Source organism: Streptomyces sp. PT12, assembly GCF_003311645.1.
Taxonomy (GTDB): Bacteria; Actinomycetota; Actinomycetes; order Streptomycetales; family Streptomycetaceae; genus Streptomyces.
Genome location: NZ_QEST01000146.1, coordinates 1 through 15,395, shown reverse-complemented (window position 1 = coordinate 15,395; position 15,395 = coordinate 1). Strand labels below are relative to the sequence as shown.

The following is a 15,395-nucleotide window of genomic DNA, read 5'->3' as shown; positions in this document are numbered from 1 at the left end:
CATGTGTCACATCATGCCGGAGCGGTCAGGAGCGGGCGGGCCCGCTCCTGGAGCTCCTTGACCAGCGGCTCGTCCGCGTAGGGCGCCAGGCGGGAGAGCAAGTCGCGCACATAGTCCGTCGTGCGGGCCGACGAGATGCGCCCGGCGACCTCGACGGCGCGCGCGCCCTTGGCGCACGCCGCGTCCAGGTTCCCCTCTTCGAGGTCAGCGACCGCGGCCACCACGAGGCGCAGCCCGTGCGAGCGGACGAACTCCTCGGTCGGCTCGGACAGCGCGTGCTCGGTGAAACGCCGCACCTGCCCGGGGACCTCGAGGTCGATGTAGCACTCGGCGGCGTCGGCGGCCAGGCGGTTGTAGGTGTAGAAGTCGAGCCAGCCGGGGTCGCCGTCGCCCTCCCGCGACCGTTCGAGCCAGCCCTCGGCGGCGTTGAGCGCGGACTCACAGCCCGCCGCGTCCTTCGCCTTGGCCAGCGCGCGGGCCTCGACCAGCTTGAAGAAGCTCATCGTCTTCGCGGTGGCGAGCGAGCGGTTCCGTTCGAGGGCGGCCTGGGCCAGGTCGACGGCCTCGTCGGCGAAGCCCCGGTAGACCGCCTGGAGCGACATCGACGCCAGCGCGTACCCGCCGAGCGGCACGTCCGCCGCCGCGCGCGCGAGCCTGAGCGCCTGGATGTAGTACCGCTGGGCGGCCTCCTGCTGGCCCGTGTCGAACGCCATCCACCCGGCGAGCCTGGTCAGCTCGGCCGTGGCGCGGAAGAGGGAGCGGCCCACCTCGTCGGTGTAGCTGCCGAGCAGGAGCGGCGCCGCGTCGGTGCGCAGGCACTGCGGCACCATCGACGAACGCCAGTCGCCGCCGCCGTACTTGGAGTCCCAGCGGCGCGCCTCCTGCGCCGCCTCGCGCAGCTTGGAGACATCCGAGTGGCCCACGCGCCCGACCCCGCCGTCGCGCGGCGCGGCGGCGGCGCCCTCGCGCACGACGGAGACGTCGGCGGGGGTTATGAGCCAGCGGGAGACGGGCGTCGCGTAGGCGCTGATGGCGAACGACCCGGCCAGCGTCTGCCAGATGCCCTTGCCTGGCGAGACGTCGAGCCGGTACAGCTCGGTCGCGGAGGCGACGGCCCCCGGCACGTCCCTGGTGAACGCGAGCCCCACCTCGGGCGCCGGGTCCGTGTCGGCCAGGCCGATCTCGTGCAGCGGCACGGGGCGGCCCAGCTTGCTGCTGATGGCGGCGGCGATCAGGTGCGGGGCCGAGCCCTGCGGCACCATGCCCTTGGTGACCCAGCGCGCGACCGATGTCTTGTCGTAGCGCAGCGTCAATCCCCGCTGCGCGCCGAGGTCGTTGACGCGCCGGGCGAGTCCGGCGTTGCTGATCCCCGCGAGGGCCAGAACCGCCCCCAGCTTTTCGTTCGGCCCGCGTTGTTCCCTGGACATGCGCGCACCCCTGACACACACCAACGGCCGCCCCGCGACCAGCGCAGGGCTCATCCGTGCCTCCGCCAACCCAGCGTAGTTCGGCGCCTGCTGACCGTTAAGGGGGCGGATCCCGGATGGCGTGTTTATGACCGTGCATGTGTACGAGCGTCGCGTCCGTGCCGCGACTGTGCTCCCGGCATGTGGCCGTGCGCCCGCCCGTGCGCTCTGGGCAGTCGGGGGCCCGGCCGCTTCGATGGACAGCGCGTGGGTCGGCCCGTTGTCCCGAGGGACCAGCGGGCCGGGGGAAGCCGCCGTCTCATTCCCCGCGGACGGTGGCCTGGTCCGGGAGGCGGCCAGCGTCTCCCGGACCACGACGTCACCTGCCCCCGCGCGCCCGGGTCATGGGCCGTTCCTCGGCCAGACTTTGGCTGAAAATGGTCGGTTTCCCCGGAGTCGCCCCAGGGGCCCCGGGAATCCCGCCCACCACACAGGGGAGCGCGCCGGGTAGTTCGCCACGCGGGCGAACCACCTCACGGTCATGCCCCGTTCCCGCCCCTCCCGTGGCAGCATGGGCCTGTCAGCACACACCCATGCGGCGGTCGAGGCATTCTTTCAGTGGGGGAGGCGGCGATGCGGTGGTTGGTGGGGTGGTGCGGCGCATCCGCCAGCGCGGCCAGGGATATCCAGCCCCTGGGCGCCCAGTTGCTGTGGGAGGGGCCCGATCCCCTGTGGGCCGTGGGCGATTGGCGCCCCGACGAGGTGCGCCTCGTCTACGCGGACGGCGACACCCACCTGGCCGTCTTCGGCTACTGCGGCGCGGACGACGAGACGTTGCGCCGCTCGCTGGTCTCGGCGCGCGCCGGCGCGCTCCGCCAGCTCACGACGTGGCCGGGGAGCTACACCGCCGTCGCGCGCTTCGGCAGGCGCACCGTCATCCCGGCCGACCTCGCGGGCACAAGACCGGTGTTCCACACCAGTTGGGCCGGTGGCACCGCGTACTCCACCGCGGCACTCCCGCTCGCCGACCTCACCGAGGCCCAGCTCGACGTCCCCCACCTCGCCGCCCTGCTCGCCTGCCCCGACGCCCCCGAGGCCGTGGGCGACGGCACGCCCTACCGAGGCGTCACCCGCGTCCCCCCGGGCCACGCCCTGCGGCTGCGCGAGGGCGGCAGCCACGACATCCTCGGGTACGAGCCCGCCACCCCCCTTGTCGTCGCCGCCCCGCCCGTCGAGCGGGAGGCCGCCGTCGCCGGGGTCCGCGACGCGCTCGTCGCCGCGGTGCGCACCCGGCTCGCGGCCCCGCGTCACGCGCCGGCGCGCGACCCGGGGCCCGTGCCAGGCATGGGCCCCGCCGACCGCCGCGCGGCGCGCATGGGCCCCGAGCCCGCCCCCGGCGTCGGCGCCGACCTCTCGGGCGGCAGCGCCTCGGCCACCCTCGCGCTGCTCGCCGCCGGGCTCCCCGGCATGCCGGGCACGGTCTACGGCACCGGCGCGACCCTCGCGGGCGAACGCCTCCTGGCCGTGACGTTCAACGACCTGACCGCCACCGGAGGCCACGCGGGCGTCGACCGCGCCGCCGAGATGGAGCGCGCGCGGATCATCGCCGAGAGCCCTCGCCTGCACCACGTCGTCGTGGCCGCGGGCGACGAGGCCCTGCCCTATGCCGACCTCGAGGGCGGCCCGCTCACCGATGAGCCGGGCCCCTCCCTCGTCAGCGTGGCCCGCCACCGCCACCGGCTCGCCGCGGGCAGCTCCGACCACCTCATCGGCAACGGCGCCCGCCAGGTCCTCGACGCCCACCCCGCCCGCCTCGCCGACCTCCTGCTCGACCGCCGCCGCCGCCATCTCGTCCGCCCCGTCACGGCGTTGGCCAAGGCCAGCGGGGGCGGCGGCCGCGCGATCCGTGTCCCCTTCACCGTCTACCGCGCCGCCCGCAGGCTCGCCCGCACGCCCTACCCCGAGGGCCTCTCCAGCGCCGCCGTCCTGCTGCGCCAGCCCATCGAGGACGAGCTCCTCGCCGACGGCGCGCTCGGCGCCTCCCTCGCCGCGCTCACCTGGTGCAGGCCGGGGCCCGCGGCGCGCTGGCTCACCGGCGAGGCGCTGGCAGAAGTATCGATTCGACTCGAGGCCGTCGCCGCCCACCCCAGGGGCGGCGCCACCACGGGACGCCCCGGCGAGCAGCTGGCCCGCGCCTCCCTCGCCCGCCACGCCGCCGACCACCGCGTCTTCGAACAGGCCGCCGAGGTGCGCCACCAGCGCCTCCACGCGCCGTTCTACGACAACCAGGTCGTGCGCGCCTGCCAGGCGCTCCCCGAGAGCCACCGCGTTCAACCCGGCGCGCGCGCCGAGGTGTTGCGCGCCGTGCTCGAGGGCGCCGGCGTGCGCGACCTTCCCCCGGGCTGGGGCCACACCACCCACGCCTCCCAGGCGGACTCCGTGCGCTCGGGGCTGCGCGCCTACATCAGCGACGTGGTGGGCCTCTTCGAGGCGCCGCTCCTCGCCGACGCGGGCCTGATCGAGGCCCGCGTCGTCCGCAAGGCGCTGCGCGCGGCGGCCGAGGGCGAGCCACTGCCGCTCGACGGCCTCGCCGAGCTGGTCTCCACCGAGGTGTGGCTGCGCCGCCTGCTCACCCGCCGCGGCTCGTGCTGGACGGCCGAGGGCCACCACGACCCCCGCGCCGTCACCAGCGGCGTCAGCCCGTGACGCCCCTCAGGCGCAGCTGATCTCCGACTCGGCCCAGTCCGCGAGCGCCGCCGCCCCCAGAGGGCCCCGCGGCTCGACCGTCAGCCGCAGCGTCTCCACGCCCTCCAACGGAACGTTCACGGCCACCGCGTCGTCCGTGCCCGCCACCACGTCCGACATCCACAGCAGCGCGCCGTCCCCGTACACCCCGAACACCGCCGCGCCGATCCCGTGCGAGAGGTCGTCGATACCGGCCAGCGCCTCGTAGGCGACGCAGTCGCGGTTGAGGTCGATCGTCACCGACGACCAGGCCGCCGACACGGTGATCCCGTGCTCGTACGCCGTGCCGTTGATCGACACCCCGTCCCGCTGCCACACCGGCGTGCTCTCCAGCGCCCGCAGCGCCGGGGCCGTGCCGTCGCTCAGGAAGTCGAACGCGAGCCGCCGCAGCTCGAACCCCTCGGCTGGCGGCGGTGGCTCGGGCGGCTGCCCCGGGTCGTCGGGCGCGGGAGGCGTGGGCGGCGCGGGAGGCTCGGGCGGCGCCGGAGGCTCGGGAGGCGCGGGGGGAGCGGGCGGCTCGGGCGCGGGCTCGGGAACGGGAGCGGGCGGCTCGGGCTCGGGCTCGGGAACGGGCTCGGGAACGGGCTCGGCCGCCCGGTCGGGCGGCGCTGGCGCCGCCGCCGGAGGCGTGGGCGTCCGCCGCGGCGGCTCCTCCTGCGCCGCGGGCGGCGCCGGATCGATGTCCTCCTCCGCCTCGCCCCCCATCATCGCGAGCGCGAGCGTCGCCGCCGCGGCCGCGACCACCGCCCCGCCCACGATCCCCACCTTGGCGGGCGCGCCCAGCCCCTCGGCCGCCGCACCCCCACCGGCCGACCCCGAGCCGCCCGCCGCCGCGGCCGACCCCGCGGCCCCGGCCCCAGCGGCCCCGAGGAACATCCCGGCGCCCTTGAACGAGAACTCCGCCGCGAACCACCCGACCACCGCGACCGGCAGGATCGCTCCGATCCGTTCGTTCAGGTCCCGCACCTCGGACGCCGCGAGCGCGCAAGCCCCGCACTCCGCCAGGTGCTTGCGCAGCCCCCGCTCCGCCCGCGCCCGCAACCCCCCCCGCGCGAACGCCCCGAGCCGGTCCGCGTAGCGCGCGCACTCCCCGCTGTCGCTGCCCGCCCGCTTCACATGCTGCTGGAGATACGCCTGCCGCAGCCCCTCGCGCGCCCGGTGCGCGAGCACCGCCGTGGCGTTCGGCGTCAACCCCAGCAAGGGCGCCACGTCCTGCGGCGACGCCTCCTCGACCGCCGTGTGCCACAGCACCATCTGCCAGCGCTCGGGCAGGCTGCGGAACGCCCGCATCGCCATCGACTGCTCGGCCTGGTGCATCGCCCTGACGTCCGCGCCCATCTCCAGCGCGTCCGCGTCCCCCGCCCGCGCCGCCGCGTCCGACACCGCGAACGTCGCGAAGTCCTCGACCAGTTGCTCGCGCCGCGCCGTTCGCGCCCAGTCCGCCGCCACGCGCCGCACCGACGTCAGCAGATACGCCCGCACCGCCGTCCTCGGCCCGCCGCCCCGCCGCACCGCCTGCAACGTCGCCGCGAACACCTCGTTCGTCAGGTCGTCCGCCGTGTCGGCGTCCCGGCAGCACGTCCGCGCATAACGGCGCACGGCCCCCGCGTGGCGCCGGTACAACTCGTCGTACGCCTCCGGCGCACCCCGACGCATCCGGTCGACCAACTCCAGGTCGCCCGCCTCACCATGGGGAACGCGCTGCCGCGGCACCACGGACTCACCTGGGTCCTCGCCATGCCCCTCAACGCCGTCAACGCCCATAGCCGGAAAGCCCCTGTTTACATAGCCGTCAGCAACACAGGCCAGGTTGCCACAACACGCCGGTGTGCCAAGAGAAGTTCACCGGAGAACCACCCCTTGGTGGGGCATCCCCGTAGCATTGCGCGCTCTCCGTCACCGCTCCCTTACGCCCCCTCACCACCGGCCCTAAGCCCCTGGAGCAATATCTCGAGCAGCCGCGACTCCGCCGCCGTCTGCCGCGCCGGATCCTCGAACCGCGGCGGCGTCGTCGCTATCACCAGCATCAGGTCGGCCACCGTCACATCCGCCCGCAACTCGCCCGCGGCCCGCGTCCGTTCCACGAGCTTCCCGACCACGGACAGCAGCTCCCGCGTCCCCGCCCCCCTGCCATCCCGCGCCTCGCCCGCGTCCCCATCGGGCACCGCCCGCCGTATCGGCACCCGCCCGCGCCCCCCACTGCCCGCCGCGACGCCACCGCCCGCCGCGACGCCACCGCCCGCCGCGACGACAGCCCCCGCCGTCAGCAGCTCGGGAGGCAGCAGCCGCCCGGCGCCCGACGCCGCCGAACGCTCCACGAAGCCCGCCAGCGCCCGCCACGGCTCGTCGTCCCGCGCCAGTGCCTCCAGCGCCCGATCCGTCAACCGCCGCGTCTCCTCCGCGGCGATGTGCCGCACCAGCGCCTCCTTGTTCGGAAAACGCCGGTACACCGTCCCCACGCCGACCCTGGCCCGCCGCGCCACCTCCTCCATCGGCGCCCCGTACCCCTGCTCGCCGAACACGTCACGCGCCGCGCTCAGCACATGCCGAAGATTGCGCTGCGCGTCCACGCGCAGCGGCGCGGACGACTTCGCCGCCGCCCCGCCCGCCGCCACACGCCCACCGGCACGCTGGTGCTCGACCGAGGGCGGCACTTCCGAACCGTCCCCGGATCCACTGATCCGCATATGAAATTCCCCCGGTGCCGCGGTCGCTCCCCGAAAAGACGCCGCGTGTAGTAAGAGTGACGAAACCAAGAGTTACGAACATAGTTGAGGCCACTGACAGCGGGAGGGCTTCCTTCCGACCCCGCCGCGCCACGCCCCGCCGCCCCCGATCGGAGCAGCGCCGTGTCCCGCCTGTGGACAAACGGCCATCCACGGGTGCCTTATGGACAGGTGACCAAGCAACCCGCCCACATCGTGGTGGCCGGCGGCGGCCATGTCGGCCTGTTCACCGCACTCCGCCTCCAGCGCAGACTCCGGCGCGAGCTGCGGCGCGGCGACGTCAGGATCACCGTGATCAGCCCGGATCCGTACATGACGTATCAGCCCTTCCTGCCCGAGGCCGCGGCCGGATCGCTCTCGCCCCGCCACGTCGTGGTCCCGCTCCGTCGTGTGCTCTCCCGTTGCCGCTTCCTCCCCGGCGAGGTCACCGCCGTCGACTCGGGACGGCACACGGTCCTGGTGCGGACACCGGCCGACCAGGAGACCGGCGGCGAACCGCTCCGGGTCGACTACGACGAACTGGTGCTGGCCCCCGGTTCCATCTCCCGCGCGCTGCCCGTTCCCGGGCTCGCCGAACACGGCATCGGCTTCAAGACCATCGAGGAGGCCATCGGCCTGCGCAACCACGTCCTTGAGCAGCTCGACATCGCGTCGTCCACCCGCGACAGCGCCGTCCGCGACGCCGCGCTCACCTTTGTCTTCGTCGGCGGCGGCTACGCGGGCGTCGAGGCCCTTGCCGAGCTCGAGGACATGGGACGTTACGCGTGCCGTTACTACCACAACATCCGCCCGGAGGAGCAGAAGTGGATCCTGGTGGAGGCCACCGACCGCATCCTCCCCGAAGTGGGTGAGCAGATGGGCACCTACGCGCTCCGCGAGCTCCGCGGACGCAACATCGACGTCAGGCTCGGCACCCGCCTCGAGTCGTGCGACGACCGCGTCGCCACCCTCAGCGACGGCTCGCGGCACCCCACCCGCACCCTCGTGTGGACCGCGGGCGTCAAGGCCCACCCCGTCCTCGCCTCGTGCGACGTCCCCCTCGACGACCGCGGCCGCGTCCGCTGCCGTCCCGACCTGCGCGTCGAGGACAGGGAACGCCTCTGGTCCGCGGGCGACGCCGCCGCCGTGCCCGATCTCACACGCGAGGACACCGGCGGACCGCCCGCCCTGTGCGCCCCCACGGCGCAGCACGCCACGCGCCAGGCCCGCCGCCTCGCCGACAACATAGCCGCCGCCCTCCGCGGCGGGCCCCTCACCGACTACCGCCACCGCGACCTCGGCTCGGTCGCCTCCCTCGGCCTCCACAAGGGCGTCGCCCGCGTGCGCCGCCGCCGCGTCAAGGGCCTGGCGGCCTGGCTCATACACCGCGCCTACCACCTCGGCCGCGTGCCCACCACCCACCGCAAGGCACGCATCCTCGCGGAATGGGCCCTTGCGGGATTGTTCAGACGTGAGATCGTCTCACTCGGCTCGCTCGAACACCCCCGCGCCGAGTTCGAGCTCGCCGCTGGCACCGGACGCCACCCCGAGGGCACCTGACCGGGACCCGGCATGTGACGATGGGTGCGCTGCCGCTCAGCGAAGAGTAGACGTGCAAACCAGAACGAACCAGATCGGAAAGTTGTGAATTTGACGCGCTGGGGCATCCGGCTGCCCGGGGCACAGCGGCGCCACGGCGGCGCCAGCGGAGCGGACGCGGGCGCCGTGCCCGCCGCCCGCGGAGGCGGCGACCGCCAGGACCCGGCGGCCAGGCCGAGGAGCGGCCAGGGCGTCGACGCGTCGGCCATCCACGAGCTGCTCGGCCAGGTGCAGGCCCCCGTCGCCGTCGTCCGCGGCCCCGACCACCGCGTCGCCTACGTCAACGACGCCTACGCCGCCCTCTTCGGCCACCGCACCCCCGGCGCCCCCGCGCGCACGGCCCTTGCGGAGCTGGCCGAGGTCGGCCTGCTGCCCCTCATGGACCAGGTGCAACGCAGCGGTACCCCGCGCACCCTGAAGTCCCGCGGCGTCCACGGCACGGGCCGCGACAGCTACTTCACGTTCACCTGCACCCCCGTCGAGCTCACCGCCACGCCCGACGCCCCCGCGCAGCGCGGCGTCCTCGTCTTCGCGGCCGACGTCACCGACCAGGTCGTCTCCGCCGAGCGCCTACGCGAGAGCGAGAGCCAGCAGCGCGCCGCGGCCGTCACGTTGCAACGCAGCCTGCTCCCCCAGCGCCTCGAACAGCCCGACGACCTCCGCGTCGCCGCCACCTACCAGCCGGGCGGCACCGACGCCGCCGTTGGCGGTGACTGGTACGACGTGATCACGCTCGGCGCGGGGCGCACCGCCGTGGTGATCGGCGACGTCATGGGCCGGGGCGTGCGCGCCGCGGCGATCATGGGCCAGCTGCGCACCGCCGTGCGCGCCTACGCGCGTCTCGACCTGCCGCCTCACGAGGTGCTCCAACTCCTCGACGGCCTCGCGATCGACATCGACTCGACGCAGATCGCCACGTGCCTCTACGCCGTCCACGACCCCAACGAGGGCACCCTCACCTACGCCTCGGCGGGCCATCTGCCCATCTTCATCCGCGAGCCCGAGGGCGGCGTGCGCCGCGTCTCCGAGCCCACGGGCCCCCCGCTCGGCACCGGCGGCTGGGTCCACACGTCGGGCACGGTCCCCTTCGGCCAGGGCGCCACGGCCGTGCTGTGCACCGACGGCCTGGTGGAACGGCGCGACGCCGACATCGACGAGGGTCTCGACGCGCTCGAACGGGCCGTCGCGGGCGCGGGCGACACCCCGCAGATCATCTGCGACCGCCTGCTGCGCGCCCTCGGCATCACCGACGAGCACGACGACGACGTCGCGATCCTCGTGCTCAGCTGCCCTGCCCGCGAGGGCGAGGAGGCCGACCTCTTCCGCGGCGCCGCCCTCGACCTCCTCGGCGGCATCGAAGCCGCCCCGCGCGCCCGGGCTTTCGCCGACGGCGTGCTGGCCAGCTGGCGCTTCCCCGAGGAGCTGCGCGAGCTCGGCGTGCTTGCGGCGAGCGAGCTGGTGGCCAACTCGCTCAAGCACGGCCGCGCCCCCATGCGCCTGCGCCTGCGCCGCACCGACCGCCGCCTGATCGTGGAGGTCACAGACGGCGACGAGCACCTGCCGCGCCGCCAGCAGGCACAACCCGCCGACGAGGCGGGCCGCGGCATCGCGGTCGTCGCCACGATCGCGGCCGAGTGGGGCGCCCGCCGCCTCCCCGAGGGCGGCAAAGCGGTGTGGGCGGAGTTCGCCCTCCCGGGGTCAAGTTGACGCACCGGAGTCGAGGGCGTAGCGTTGCCCGGGCGCTCTTGACAGGGCGCACTCCACCACAAGCGTTCAAGGGCCCGTGAGGGTTTCTTTGGTTTGCCTGGAATGTGGATCCTGGGGCTGGATTTGGAATTCGGCGGGGATTGCTTCTAGAGTGGTGGACACAGCGAAGGGAAACGCCCGGAGGGTCCTGAGATGGGCTTGAAGGAAGTGTCCGTTCCTTGAGAACTCAACAGCGTGCCAAAAGTCAATGCCAGTTTATTGATGAAGTATGTTCAGCGAGAGTCTGTTCTCGGTGGATTGCTTGTTTGAAGCATTCACGGAGAGTTTGATCCTGGCTCAGGACGAACGCTGGCGGCGTGCTTAACACATGCAAGTCGAACGCTGATCCGGTTTCGGCCGGTGATGAGTGGCGAACGGGTGAGTAACACGTGGGTAATCTGCCCCGCACTCTGGGATAAGCCCGGGAAACTGGGTCTAATACCGGATATACACTGGTGGCCTCATGGTCTGCTGGTGGAAAGCTTTTGCGGTGTGGGATGAGCCCGCGGCCTATCAGCTTGTTGGTGGGGTGATGGCCTACCAAGGCGACGACGGGTAGCCGGCCTGAGAGGGTGACCGGCCACACTGGGACTGAGACACGGCCCAGACTCCTACGGGAGGCAGCAGTGGGGAATATTGCACAATGGGCGGAAGCCTGATGCAGCGACGCCGCGTGAGGGATGACGGCCTTCGGGTTGTAAACCTCTTTCAGCAGGGAAGAAGCCTTTCGGGGTGACGGTACCTGTAGAAGAAGCACCGGCTAACTACGTGCCAGCAGCCGCGGTAATACGTAGGGTGCGAGCGTTGTCCGGAATTATTGGGCGTAAAGAGCTCGTAGGCGGTTTGTCGCGTCGGTTGTGAAAGCCCGGGGCTTAACCCTGGGTCTGCAGTCGATACGGGCAGGCTAGAGTTCGGCAGGGGAGACTGGAATTCCTGGTGTAGCGGTGAAATGCGCAGATATCAGGAGGAACACCGGTGGCGAAGGCGGGTCTCTGGGCCGATACTGACGCTGAGGAGCGAAAGCGTGGGGAGCGAACAGGATTAGATACCCTGGTAGTCCACGCTGTAAACGGTGGGAACTAGGTGTGGGCAGCATTCCACGTTGTCTGTGCCGTAGCTAACGCATTAAGTTCCCCGCCTGGGGAGTACGGCCGCAAGGCTAAAACTCAAAGGAATTGACGGGGGCCCGCACAAGCGGCGGAGCATGTGGCTTAATTCGACGCAACGCGAAGAACCTTACCAAGGCTTGACATATGCCGGATAGCCCTGGAGACAGGGTGTCTCTTTGAGTCGGTGTACAGGTGGTGCATGGCTGTCGTCAGCTCGTGTCGTGAGATGTTGGGTTAAGTCCCGCAACGAGCGCAACCCTTGTCCTGTGTTGCCAGCAACATTCCTTTTGGGGTGGTTGGGGACTCACGGGAGACTGCCGGGGTCAACTCGGAGGAAGGTGGGGACGACGTCAAGTCATCATGCCCCTTATGTCTTGGGCTGCACACGTGCTACAATGGCCGGTACAATGAGCTGCGATGCCGTGAGGTGGAGCGAATCTCAAAAAGCCGGTCTCAGTTCGGATTGGGGTCTGCAACTCGACCCCATGAAGTCGGAGTCGCTAGTAATCGCAGATCAGCATTGCTGCGGTGAATACGTTCCCGGGCCTTGTACACACCGCCCGTCACGTCACGAAAGTCGGTAACACCCGAAGCCGGTGGCCTAACCCCTTGTGGGAGGGAGCTGTCGAAGGTGGGACTGGCGATTGGGACGAAGTCGTAACAAGGTAGCCGTACCGGAAGGTGCGGCTGGATCACCTCCTTTCTAAGGAGCGTTTGGCTAGCCTGGGGCGTGTGATCCTGGGTGGCTGCTCATGGGTGGAACATTGACTATTCATGGCTGGATGATCGGCTGCGGGTGAGTACTGCTTCGGCGTGGAAAGCTTGGTGGTGGGTGGTCTGGTTGTGGGCACGCTGTTGGGTGTCTGAGGGCGCGGGCTGACCTGTTGGGTTGGTGTGTCTTCGTTTGTTGGTTGAGAATTTCACAGTGGACGCGAGCATCTGTGGCCAAGTTGTTAAGGGCGCACGGTGGATGCCTTGGTACCAGGAACCGATGAAGGACGTGGGAGGCCGCGATAGTCCCCGGGGAGTTGTCAACCGAGCTGTGATCCGGGGGTTTCCGAATGGGGAAACCCGGCAGTCGTTATGGGCTGTCACCTGCTGCTGAATGTATAGGCGGTGTGGAGGGAACGCGGGGAAGTGAAACATCTCAGTACCCGCAGGAAGAGAAAACAACCGTGATTCCGGGAGTAGTGGTGAGCGAAACCGGATGAGGCTAAACCGTTTGTGTGTGATACCCGGCAGGGGTTGCGCAGGCGGGGTTGTGGGAGTTCTTTGTGATCGTTCTGCCGGACGGTCGGCAAGTGAGAAATCATGGGTGTAGTCGAAGGGCATGCGAAAGGCCCGGCGTAGAGGGTAAGACCCCCGTAGGCGAAATGTTCATGACTTGCTGGAGAGCCACCCAAGTAGCACAGGGCCCGAGAAATCTTGTGTGAATCTGGCGGGACCACCCGTTAAGCCTAAATATTCCCTGGTGACCGATAGTGGATAGTACCGTGAGGGAATGGTGAAAAGTACCGCGGGAGCGGAGTGAAAGAGTTCCTGAAACCGTGTGCCTACAAGCCGTGGGAGCGTCGCACATTGGGCTTGCCTGGTGTGTCGTGACTGCGTGCCTTTTGAAGAATGAGCCTGCGAGTTTGCGGTGTGTTGCGAGGTTAACCTGTTGGTGGGGAGCCGTAGCGAAAGCGAGTCCGAAGAGGGCGTTTTGAGTAGCATGCCCTAGACCCGAAGCGGGGTGATCTAGCCATGGGCAGGGTGAAGCGTGGGTAAGACTGCGTGGAGGCCCGAACCCACCAGAGTTGAAAATCTGGGGGATGACCTGTGGTTAGGGGTGAAAGGCCAATCAGACTCCGTGATAGCTGGTTCTCCCCGAAATGCATTTAGGTGCAGCGTCGTGTGTTTCTTGCCGGAGGTAGAGCACTGGGTAGGTGATGGGCCTTACCGGGTTACTGACCTTAGCCAAACTCCGAATGCCGGTAAGTGGTAGCGCGGCAGTGAGACTGTGGGGGATAAGCTCCATGGTCGAGAGGGAAACAGCCCAGAGCATCGACTAAGGCCCCTAAGCGTGTGCTAAGTGGGAAAGGATGTGGAGTCGCAGAGACAGCCAGGAGGTTGGCTTAGAAGCAGCCATCCTTGAAAGAGTGCGTAATAGCTCACTGGTCGAGTGATTCTGCGCCGATAATGTAGCGGGGCTCAAGTACGCCGCCGAAGTCGTGTCACTGCACTGTTGTGTGGTGGGTAGGGGAGCGTCGTGTGCCGGGTGAAGCGGCCCTGGGAGGGTGTTGTGGACGGTATGCGAGTGAGAATGCAGGCATGAGTAGCGATACACACGTGGGAAACGTGTGCGCCGATTGACTAAGGGTTCCTGGGTCAAGTTGATCTGCCCAGGGTAAGTCGGGGCCTAAGGCGAGGCCGACAGGCGTAGTCGATGGATAACCGGTTGATATTCCGGTACCCGCTATGGAGCGCCAGCGCTGAATCTTCTGATGCTAAGCCCGTGAAGCCGCCATGCATGGTCTTTGATTGTGTGTGGAGTGGTGGAGCCGGTGGCCCGAGGGGGTAGTAGGTGAGTGATGGGGTGACGCAGGAAGGTAGTCCAGCCCGGGTGGTGGTTATTCCCGGGGTAAGGGTGTGGCCCGTCGTGCAGGTAAATCCGTGCGATATTACAGGGTGAGACCTGATGCCGAGCCGATTGTGGTGAAGTGGATGATCCTATGCTGTCGAGAAAAGCCTCTAGCGATGTTTCATGGTGGCCCGTACCCGAAACCGACTCAGGTGGTCAGGTAGAGTATACCGAGGCGTTCGGGTGAACTATGGTTAAGGAACTCGGCAAATTGCCCCCGTAACTTCGGGAGAAGGGGGGCCGCTTCTGGTGAAGGACTTTTCGTCTGGAGCTGGGGGTGGCCGCAGAGACCAGCGAGAAGCGACTGTTTACTAAAAACACAGGTCCGTGCGAAGCTGTAAGGCGATGTATACGGACTGACGCCTGCCCGGTGCTGGAACGTTAAGGGGACCGGTTAGCTGCGTGAGTGGCGAGGCTGGGAACTTAAGCGCCAGTAAACGGCGGTGGTAACTATAACCATCCTAAGGTAGCGAAATTCCTTGTCGGGTAAGTTCCGACCTGCACGAATGGCGTAACGACTTCTCGGCTGTCTCAACCATAGGCCCGGTGAAATTGCAGTACGAGTAAAGATGCTCGTTTCGCGCAGCAGGACGGAAAGACCCCGGGACCTTTACTATAGCTTGATATTGGTGTTCGGTTCGGTTTGTGTAGGATAGGTGGGAGACTGTGAAGCGCTGGCGCCAGCTGGTGTGGAGTCGTTGTTGAAATACCACTCTGATCGTGCTGGATGTCTAACCTGGGTCCGTGATCCGGATCGGGGACAGTGTCTGGTGGGTAGTTTAACTGGGGCGGTTGCCTCCTAAAGGGTAACGGAGGCGCCCAAAGGTTCCCTCAGCCTGGTTGGTTATCAGGTGGTGAGTGTAAGTGCACAAGGGAGCTTGACTGTGAGACTGGCGGGTCGAGCAGGTGCGAAAGCAGGGACTAGTGATCCGGCGGTGGCTTGTGGGAGCGCCGTCGCTCATCGGATAAAAGGTACCCCGGGGATAACAGGCTGATCTTCCCCAAGAGTCCGTATCGACGGGATGGTTTGGCACCTCGATGTCGGCTCGTCGCATCCTGGGGCTGGAGTTGGTCCCAAGGGTTGGGCTGTTCGCCCATTAAAGCGGTACGCGAGCTGGGTTTAGAACGTCGTGAGACAGTTCGGTCCCTATCCGCTGTGCGCGTTGGAGTCTTGAGAAGGGCTGTCCCTAGTACGAGAGGACCGGGACGGACGAACCTCTGGTGTGCCAGTTGTTCTGCCAAGGGCATGGCTGGTTGGCTACGTTCGGGAGGGATAACCGCTGAAAGCATCTAAGCGGGAAGCCTGCTTCGAGATGAGGGCTCCCACCTACGTGATGGGGTAAGGCTCCCTGTAGACGACGGGGTTGATAGGCCGGAGATGGAAGCCTGGTGACAGGTGGAGTTGACCGGTACTAATAGGCCGAGGGCTTGTCCGCAGATGCTCGCGTCCACTGTGAATTCTTGA

6 protein-coding genes and 2 rRNA genes are annotated in these 15,395 nt (G+C 69.0%); 5 read left to right on the top strand and 3 right to left on the bottom strand.

The annotated features are described in order from the left end of the window. Positions 1-11: 11 nt before the first annotated feature. Positions 12-1,427, bottom strand: a complete 1,416-nt coding sequence (locus DEH69_RS16735) for an MFS transporter (RefSeq protein WP_113687793.1) — start codon at positions 1,425-1,427, stop codon at positions 12-14. Positions 1,428-2,039: 612 nt separating this feature from the next. On the opposite strand from DEH69_RS16735, the gene DEH69_RS16730 reads away from it, so the two are divergent. Beyond that, the gene (locus tag DEH69_RS16730) at positions 2,040-4,112 is read left to right on the top strand and encodes an asparagine synthase-related protein (RefSeq protein ID WP_113687792.1); all 2,073 of its coding nucleotides are present in this window, start codon (positions 2,040-2,042) and stop codon (positions 4,110-4,112) included. A gap of 6 nt (positions 4,113-4,118) precedes the next feature. On the opposite strand, the gene DEH69_RS16725 is transcribed toward DEH69_RS16730, so the two are convergent. Together DEH69_RS16725 and DEH69_RS16720 are read right to left on the bottom strand one after the other, a co-directional pair. Next, positions 4,119-5,867 (bottom strand): sigma-70 family RNA polymerase sigma factor, encoded by a 1,749-nt coding sequence (locus DEH69_RS16725; protein WP_309302837.1) that lies wholly within the window; start codon positions 5,865-5,867, stop codon positions 4,119-4,121. A gap of 191 nt (positions 5,868-6,058) precedes the next feature. Further along, positions 6,059-6,838 carry a TetR/AcrR family transcriptional regulator gene (locus DEH69_RS16720; RefSeq protein ID WP_113687790.1) on the bottom strand — a complete coding sequence of 260 codons (780 nt, stop codon included), beginning with the start codon at positions 6,836-6,838 and terminating at the stop codon, positions 6,059-6,061. Between the two features lie 210 nt (positions 6,839-7,048). On the opposite strand from DEH69_RS16720, the gene DEH69_RS16715 reads away from it, so the two are divergent. From DEH69_RS16715 to DEH69_RS16700, 4 genes are all read left to right on the top strand, one after another. After that, positions 7,049-8,416, top strand: coding sequence for an NAD(P)/FAD-dependent oxidoreductase (locus tag DEH69_RS16715; protein WP_113687789.1), 1,368 nt, complete (start codon positions 7,049-7,051; stop codon positions 8,414-8,416). Positions 8,417-8,500: 84 nt separating this feature from the next. Next, positions 8,501-10,162 carry a SpoIIE family protein phosphatase gene (locus DEH69_RS16710; RefSeq protein ID WP_113687788.1) on the top strand — a complete coding sequence of 554 codons (1,662 nt, stop codon included), beginning with the start codon at positions 8,501-8,503 and terminating at the stop codon, positions 10,160-10,162. Between the two features lie 313 nt (positions 10,163-10,475). Continuing rightward, a 16S ribosomal RNA gene (locus DEH69_RS16705) occupies positions 10,476-12,013 on the top strand. Positions 12,014-12,253: 240 nt separating this feature from the next. Beyond that, positions 12,254-15,366, top strand: a 23S ribosomal RNA gene (locus DEH69_RS16700). Together the 16S and 23S rRNA genes form the textbook arrangement of a ribosomal RNA operon. Positions 15,367-15,395 lie beyond the last annotated feature (29 nt).

Excerpts from the sequence above, each read along its gene's own strand:
- DEH69_RS16735 (WP_113687793.1), bottom strand. The coding sequence starts at position 1,427 with ATGTCCAGGGAACAACGCGGGCCGAACGAAAAGCTGGGGGCGGTTCTG.
- DEH69_RS16730 (WP_113687792.1), top strand. The coding sequence starts at position 2,040 with ATGCGGTGGTTGGTGGGGTGGTGCGGCGCATCCGCCAGCGCGGCCAGG.
- DEH69_RS16720 (WP_113687790.1), bottom strand. The coding sequence starts at position 6,838 with ATGCGGATCAGTGGATCCGGGGACGGTTCGGAAGTGCCGCCCTCGGTC.